The sequence below is a fragment of the Streptomyces sp. NPDC001093 genome (assembly GCF_040298985.1).
Classification (GTDB): domain Bacteria; phylum Actinomycetota; class Actinomycetes; order Streptomycetales; family Streptomycetaceae; genus Streptomyces.
This window is the reverse complement of record NZ_JBEPBF010000230.1, coordinates 1-7,898: the sequence shown is the minus strand read 5'-3', so window position 1 is coordinate 7,898 and position 7,898 is coordinate 1. Positions and strand designations below refer to the sequence as shown.

Genomic DNA, 7,898 nt, shown 5'->3' with positions numbered 1-7,898 from the left:
CGCCGCCGCGCGCACCCCCGTCGAGCTGCGGGCGGCGCTCGCCGCCGGACCCGGCGCCGCGCCCGGCCCCGCCGAGATCAACCGGGCCGCCGAACTGATCCTCGCCCAGCGGGAGATCACCACGACCCTCGCGGAGCTCGGCGCACTCGGCAGCGAGGCACGCTACCGCTCGGTGGACTTCCGGGACCGCGACGCCGTCCTGCGGGCCGTCAAGGAGATCCACGCCGAACACGGCCGCCTCGACGGGGTCGTCTTCGCCGCCGGGGTGATCGAGGACCGGCTGATCGCCGACAAGACCCCCGAGTCCTTCCAGCGGGTCTACGGCACCAAGACGGCCGGCGCCGCAGCGCTGTTCGCCGCCCTGGACGACCTGCCGGGCGCCCCCGCGTTCACCGTGCTGTTCGGCAGCATCGCCGCCGTGCTCGGCAACCGCGGCCAGGCCGACTACGCCGCCGCCAACGACGCCCTGGAGACCCTCGGCGCCGACTGGGCCGCCCGGACCGGCGCTCGCGCCCTGACCGTCCACTGGGGACCCTGGGCGCCGTCCGCGGCGCACGGCGGCATGGTCGGCGCCGAACTCGGCCGTGAGTACGCCCGGCGCGGGGTCGAGCTGATCGACCCCGACGAGGGCACCGCGGCCCTGCTGCGGGAGCTCGCCTGGGGTGAACCGTCGGTCCGTGCCGTCGTCTACACCGCGTCGGGCTGGTGACATGACGGCACGGCAGACTCCTGTGGCCGTCGTCGGGATGGCGGTGCTGCTGCCCGGCGCCCCCGGCCTCGAGGCCTACTGGCGCAACCTGCGGGACGGAGTCGACGCGATCAGCGACGTCCCGGCGGACCGCTGGGACGCCGACTACTACCGGCCGGGCTCGGCCACCGGGCCCGCCGCCCCCGACCGGATCTACTGCCGGCGCGGCGGATTCGTGGACGGCCTCGCCGAGGTGGACGTCACCCGGTACGGCATCATGCCCGCCTCGGTGCCCGGCACCGAGCCCGACCAGCTGATCGCCCTCGACGTGGCCGCCGCCGCGCTCGCGGACGCCGGTGGCGAGGAGCGGCTCCCGGCCCGGGACCGGATCGGCGTGGCCCTGGGCCGCGGCGGCTACCTCACCCCGGGCCTGGTCCGTCTCGACCAGCGCGTGCGCACGGCCGGACAACTGACCCGCACCCTGGGCGAGTTGTTACCCGATCTCTCCCCCGCCCAACTCGACCGCGTCCGCACGGCGTTCACCGAACGGCTCGGCCCCGACACCCCGGAGGCCGCGATCGGCCTGGTCCCGAACCTCGCCGCCTCCCGCATCGCCAACCGGCTCGACCTGCGCGGCCCCGCCTACACCGTGGACGCGGCCTGCGCCTCCTCCCTGGTCGCCGTGGACCAGGCGGTCACCGCACTCACCACCGGCCGCTGCGACCTGATGCTGGCCGGGGGAGTGCACCACTGCCACGACATCACGCTCTGGAGCGTCTTCGCCCAACTGCGCGCCCTGTCCCCGAGCCAACGCATCCGCCCCTTCCACCGCGACGCCGACGGCATCCTCATCGGCGAGGGCACGGGCGTCGTCGTCCTGAAGCGGCTCGCGGACGCCGAACGCGACGGCGACCGGGTGTACGCGGTGATCCGGGGCACGGGCGTGGCCAGCGACGGCCGTACGGCGGGGCTGGTCGCACCGGACCCCGGCGGGCAGGCCCGAGCCGTGCGCCAGGCCTGGCGGGCCGCAGGGCTCGACCCCGCCGCCCCGGACTCCCTCGGCCTGCTGGAGGCACACGGCACCGCCACTCCCGCCGGAGACGCGGCCGAACTCGCCACGCTCACCGAGGTGTTCGGGCCCGCGCAGGGCAAAGGCCGCCGCCCCGTCCTCGGCTCGGTGAAGTCGATGATCGGCCACACCATGCCGGCCGCCGGGGTCGCCGGCCTGGTCAAAGCCGCCCTCGCCCTCCACCACGGCACCCTCCTGCCCACCCTCCACTGCGACGACCCCCACCCCGCCCTCCCCGCCACCCGCTTCCGCACACTGGAGCAGGCCCGCCCCTGGCAGACGGACGCCCGGCAGCCGGTCCGCCGGGCCGCCGTGAACGCCTTCGGCTTCGGCGGCATCAACGCCCATGTGGTGCTGGAGGAGGCGCCGGGGGTCGCGCGTACGGACGTGGCGTCGGTGCGGGCCGCGCGTGTCTCGTCCGCGCCGTCGGAGGCCGCTCCGGCCCATCTGCTGCCGGCTCCCGCCCCGGATCCGGCTCCCACTCCTGCCCCGGCCTCGGACCCGGCGTCGGCCCCCGTCCCCGTCCCCGTTCCTGTCCCTGTCCCCGTCCCCGCCCACGTCACCGAGTCCGAGCGGATTCTCCTGCTGGCCGCCGACGGTGTGCCGGACCTCGCTGTGCTCCTCCGTGCCGACGACTCGGCCGTCCTCGCCGCCGGGCTCGACCCGGACCTGCCGCACCCCGACGCCGGCCCTGTCCGCCTCGGCATCGTGGCCCCGACCGCCAGGCGGCTCGCACTGGCCCGCCGAGCCGTCTCCAAGGGGCGCGCCTGGCACGGCCGTAGCGATGTGTGGTTCCGGCCGGGCCCGCTGCTCGGCCCCGCCGGCGGCGGGAGGTCGGCGTTCGTCTTCCCCGGTCTGGAAGGCGACTTCACGCCCCGCACCGACGACATCGCCGCCCACTTCGGCGTCACGCCGCTGCCCGGCACGGACGTCCGGGTGGGTGACGTCGGCCGGCACGGCTTCGGAGTCGTCGGCGTGGGCCGCCTGCTGGACCGGGCGCTGCGCCGCATGGGTGTCGTACCGGACGCGGTCGCCGGGCACAGCGTCGGCGAGTGGACGGCCATGGTGGCCGGCGGGCTCTACGCACCGGACCAAGTCGACGCGTTCATGGCCGAGTTCGACCCCGACTCCCTCACCGTCCCCGGTCTCGCCTTCGCGGCCCTCGGCACCTCGGCCGCGCACGTACGATCCCTGCTCACCGAGTCCTGGGCGGACTCCGGGATCGTGCTCTCGCACGACAACGCGCCCCGCCAGTCCATGGTCTGCGGGCCCGGCGCGGCGGTCGAGGAGTTCGTACGCTCCCTGCGCGCCAAGGGCGTGATCTGCCAGGTGCTGCCCTTCCGCTCCGGCTTCCACACACCGATGCTGGAGCCGTACCTCGCGCCCATCAAGGAGGCCGCCGACCGCTTCCGGCTCCACCCACCGACCGTACCCGTGTGGTCCGGGACGACCGCCGCGCCCTTCCCCCGGGCCGAGCGGGCGGTGCGCGAGCTGTTCGTACGGCATCTGCTGGAACCCGTCCGCTTCCGTGAGCTGACCGACGCCCTGTACGCCGCCGGGCACCGCGTCTTCGTCCAGGTGGGCCCCGGCCGCCTCACCTCCCTGATCGCCGACACGCTGGGCGACCGCGACCACCTGGCCGTCGCCGCCAACGCGCCCGAGCGCAGCGGCATGTCCCAGCTGCGCCGCGTGAGCACGGCATTGTGGGTGGCGGGAGCCTCCGTGGCACCGGCACTGCCGCCCCACGCCACAGCATCCGGGCCCACCGCACCGCCCCCGCCCGCCGCGTCGCCGCGTACCGCACCGCCACCGCCCGCCGTGCCGCCGCGCACCGCACAGACCCTGCCCGTCGTGCCGCCGCGCACCAGGCCGACCGCGCCTGCTGGGTCGCCGCGCCCCGCGCCGACCGCACCGCCCCCCACCACGTCGACCGCCCCCACCACGCCGCCCCCGCCCGCCGCGGCGCCGCGCACCGCCCCACCCGCGCCCGCTCTGCCGCCGCGCACGGCAGCGACCCCACCCCCCGCCCCGCCCCGCGGCGCGGCGTCGGCGTCGGCTCAGCCGCGCCGCACGCCCGTCCGGCTCGAGCTCGGCGGCGCGCTCGTCTCGCTGGACGGCCCGGTACTCGACGCACTCCGCGCCGAACTGCGCCCCGGCCTGGCCGCCGCGCATCCCGCGCCCGCGGGCCACCCGGGTGACCCCGGCCCCGGCCTCGGTCAACTGGACGACCTCGCCCCGCACTTCCCGGCGGCCGTCGAGCTCACCGCCCTGCTGCGGGAGACCGCTGACACAGCGGCGCAGCTGATCACGGCGAGCGGCCGGCGCGAGCGCAGAACCGCCGCCCATGCAGCCGCAGCGGCAGTTGCAACCACCGCCACCGCCACCGCCACAGGGCCCGCCGCCCCGATGACCACCTCCCTCCACGTGTCCCCCCACACCATGCCCCACCTCCTGGACCACTGCTTCTTTCCGCAGCGCCCCAACTGGCCGGACATCGAGGACCGTTGGCCGGTGGTCCCGGCCACCACGATCGTCCGGTACATGATGGACGCGGCGGAGGCGGCGGCCCCGGGCCTGCGGGCGGTCGCCGTGCACGAGGCCCGGTTCGACCGCTGGCTCACCGCCACACCCCCCGTCGACGTAACGGTCACCGTGACCCCGCTCCCCGGCCACCCCGACCGCGTCACCGTCGCCTTCGGCCCCACGGCCCGCGCCACGGTCGAACTCGCCCCACGCCACCCCGCACCGCCCCCGCCCACCCCCCTCCCGGACGCCGTCGAGCGCCGCCCCGAGCACACCGCCGCCCAGATCTACCGGGACCGCTGGATGTTCCACGGCCCCGGCTTCCAGGGCCTGACCGACCTCACCGCGATCGGCGAGCGGCACATCCGGGGAGTGATCACCGCGCCCGCCGCCCCCGGTGCACTGCTGGACAACGTGGGCCAGCTGCTCGGCTACTGGATCATGGCGACCCGTACCGAGCGGACCGTCGTCTTCCCCGTGCGGATGCGGCACCTGCGGTTCCACGGACCGCACCCGGCCCCCGGCACCGAGGTCCGCTGCGCGCTGCGGATCACGTCCCTCACGGACACCGTGCTGGAGGCCGACGCGGAGCTCACCGCAGGCGGCCGGGTGTGGGCCGTGATCGGCGGCTGGCAGGACCGCCGCTTCGACAACGACCCCACCACCCGGCCCGTCGAACGCTTCCCCGAGCGCCACACCCTCTCCGAGGCCCGGCCCGGCGGCTGGGCGCTGGTGCACGAGCGCTGGCCCGACCTCGCCTCGCGCGAGCTGATCATGCGCAACTCCCTCGGCGGCGCCGAGCGGGCCGAGTACGCCGAACGCCCGCCGCGCGGCCGCCGGCAGTGGCTGCTCGGCCGTGTCGCGGCCAAGGACGCCGTACGGCAGTGGCTCTGGCGGCAGGGCGCGGGCCCCGTCTTCCCGGCGGAACTGCGCGTGCACAACGACGAGTTGGGAAGACCGTACGTCACGGGGGTGCACGGCCGCGCCCTGCCCCCGCTGGACGTCTCGCTCGCCCACCGGGCCGAGGCGGCCGTGGCGATCGTCCGGCCGCACACCCCGCGGCCCGGCCCCGGCATCGACATCGAAGAGGTCACCGAGCGCGACCCGGCGACCCTCGCCACCGCTCTCGGCCCGGCCGAACTGCGCCTACTGCGGGCCCACTCCGCGGAGGGAGGGGAAGCCGTGTGGTTCACCCGGTTCTGGGCCGCCAAGGAGGCCGTCGCCAAGGCCGAGGGCGTCGGATTCGGCGGTCGCCCCCGGGACTTCGCGGTGCTGGAGGCCGCGCCGGACGGCAGCCGGCTGCTGGTCTCCGGCCGGCTGGAACGCGTCTACACCGTGCACTGCGCACCGGTGGCCAACCCGCCCGCCCTGCCACAGCGCACGTACGTGGTGGCCTGGACGACCCGGCCAGGAGCCGAGGACGGACACACCCACGCAGCAGCCGACGACGGACACCCCGACGAAGCAGCCGAGGAGTACCCCCGATGAACCCCACCCAGCCGGCCCCGGCGCAGCCCACCGCCGACACCGTGCTCGCCGACGTCACGGGCATGCTCCGCACGGTGCTCGCGGAGTACGGCGACGACGACGTGCTCATCGGCATGTCCACCAGCTTCAACCGCGACCTGGAACTGGAGAGCATCGACCTCGTCACCCTGGCCGGGCTGCTGGAGGAGCGCTACGGGCAGCGGGTCAATCTCGCCGAGTTCCTGGCCGGCATGGAGTTCGACGAGATCATCGAGCTGACCGTCGGCCGGCTCGTGGAGTACGTGGTGTGGAGCCTGAAGACCACGCAGGCGGGCTGAGCCATGGCGATGGTCGACGCCGGCGGGATCCGGCTGCACGTCCAGCGCACGGGCCCGGCCGACGGCCGCGTCCCGCACGCCACCATCGTCCTGGTGCACGGGCTGCTCACCGACAGCCTGGCCAGCTACTACTTCACCGTCGCGCCCGCGTTCGCCGCGGCCGGCCTCGACGTCGTCATGTACGACCTGCGCGGCCACGGCCGCAGCGAGCGCCCGCCGCAGGGCTACACCCTGGACGACAACATCGACGACCTGGAGGCGCTCCTCGACCGGCTGGCCGTCACCGGGCCCGTCCACCTCGCCGGCAACTCCTACGGCGGCACGATCGCCTTCGGCTTCGCCGCCCGCCACCCGCAGCGCACGGCCAGTCTGACGCTGATCGAGTCCGAGCCCGCGACCGTCGCCTGGGCGGCGAAACTCGGCGGCATCCTCGACCGGGTGATGACCCAGCTCGCGTACAACGAGCCCGACGTCGTCGCCTGGATCACCGCCCACCGCGGCCGCAACACCGCCCGGCTGGCCAAGGGCGCGGCCCGGCTCGCCCGCGAGACCACCCTCGGCCGGGACATCCCCGCCAGCCGGGTGCTCACCGAGGCCGCGATCAGGGCCGTACGCTGCCCGGTCCTCGGCGTCTACGGCGGCGAGTCGGACCTCGCGGACCTGGTCCCGCTGATGCGGGCGCTGCTGACGGACTACCGGGCGGTCGTGCTGCCCGGGCACGAGCACTCGGTGCTGGTGGAGGCGCCGGCGGCAGTGGGCGGGCACATCCTGGACCTGGTCGGCGCCGGGGCGGGGGTCGGATGAGCGCCTTCCTCTTCGTGGTGCCGCCGCTGACCGGGCACGTCAACCCGGCCGTCGGCGTCGCCGCCCGGCTGGCCGCGCACGGGCACCGCGTGGCCTGGGTGTGCGCGGACCCGGCGCTGGTACGGCGGCTCGCGGGCCCGGACGCCGAGGTGTTCGGCTGCGCCGGCCCGGTGCCGGGCGCCGAGGGTGCCGTACGGCCGCCGGACCTGCGCGGTGCGGAGGCGCTGAGGTTCCTGTGGGAGTGGTATCTGCTCCCGCTCGCCGACGCCATGGCACCGGGGGTCCGGTCGGCGGCCGAGGCGTTCCGCCCGGACGTGGTGGTGGCCGACCAGCAGGCCTTCGCCGGCGCCCTGGTGGCCGATCGCCTCGGACTGCCGTGGGCCACCTCGGCCACGACCTCGGCGGAGTTCACCGGCGCCTACGACGGTCTGCCGAAGGTGGTCGCCTGGCTGCGACACCGCCTGACCGAACTGCGCGCCCGCGTCGGCGACCCGTCCGGCACCGCCGACCCGCGCTTCTCGCCGTACCTCCTGCTGATCTTCAGCACACCCGAACTCATCGGCCCCCTGGCGCCGTTGGCCCCGCACGTCCACTACGTCGGCCCCTCCCTCGCCGGCCGCCCGGCAGGCCCCCGTTTCCCCTGGGAACGGCTGGACCGGCCCCGGGCGAAGGTCCTGGTGACCCTGGGCACGGCGAACGCCGACACGGGCGGCCGGTTCCTCGCCGCGTGCCTCACCGCGCTGCGGGAACGCGCGGACCGGGTGCAGGCGGTGATCGCCGACCCGGACGGCGCCCTCCCGGTGCCGCCGGGCGACAAGGACGTCCTGGTCCTTCCGGCCGTGCCCCAACTCGCCCTGCTGGAGCGGATGGACGCCGTCGTCTGCCACGCCGGGCACAACACCGTGTGCGAGGCCCTGTGGCACGGCGTCCCGCTCGTCGTCGCGCCCATCCGGGACGATCAGCCCGTGGTGGCCGGACAGGTGGTGGACGCCGGCGCCGGCGTCCGGGT

Annotated in this window: 5 protein-coding genes; all 5 read left to right on the top strand. The window is 75.9% G+C overall.

Going from position 1 to position 7,898, the window contains the following annotated elements:
* The coding region (locus ABT288_RS48575; RefSeq protein WP_351623123.1) for an SDR family oxidoreductase at nt 1-709 on the top strand (709 nt) is incomplete at its 5' end.
* A 1-nt stretch (nt 710) separates the two neighbouring features.
* Nucleotides 711-5,768, top strand: a complete 5,058-nt coding sequence (locus ABT288_RS48570; protein WP_351623121.1) for a type I polyketide synthase — start codon at nt 711-713, stop codon at nt 5,766-5,768.
* Nucleotides 5,765-6,085 (top strand): acyl carrier protein, encoded by a 321-nt coding sequence (locus ABT288_RS48565; RefSeq protein ID WP_351623119.1) that lies wholly within the window; start codon nt 5,765-5,767, stop codon nt 6,083-6,085. Before ABT288_RS48570 ends, ABT288_RS48565 begins: the two co-directional genes overlap by 4 nt.
* A 3-nt stretch (nt 6,086-6,088) precedes the next feature.
* Nucleotides 6,089-6,889 carry an alpha/beta fold hydrolase gene (locus ABT288_RS48560; protein ID WP_351623117.1) on the top strand — a complete coding sequence of 267 codons (801 nt, stop codon included), beginning with the start codon at nt 6,089-6,091 and terminating at the stop codon, nt 6,887-6,889.
* Nucleotides 6,886-7,898, top strand: a 1,013-nt coding sequence (locus tag ABT288_RS48555) for a glycosyltransferase (RefSeq protein WP_351623115.1), incomplete at its 3' end; no start/stop codon positions are given. The genes ABT288_RS48560 and ABT288_RS48555, both read left to right, overlap by 4 nt.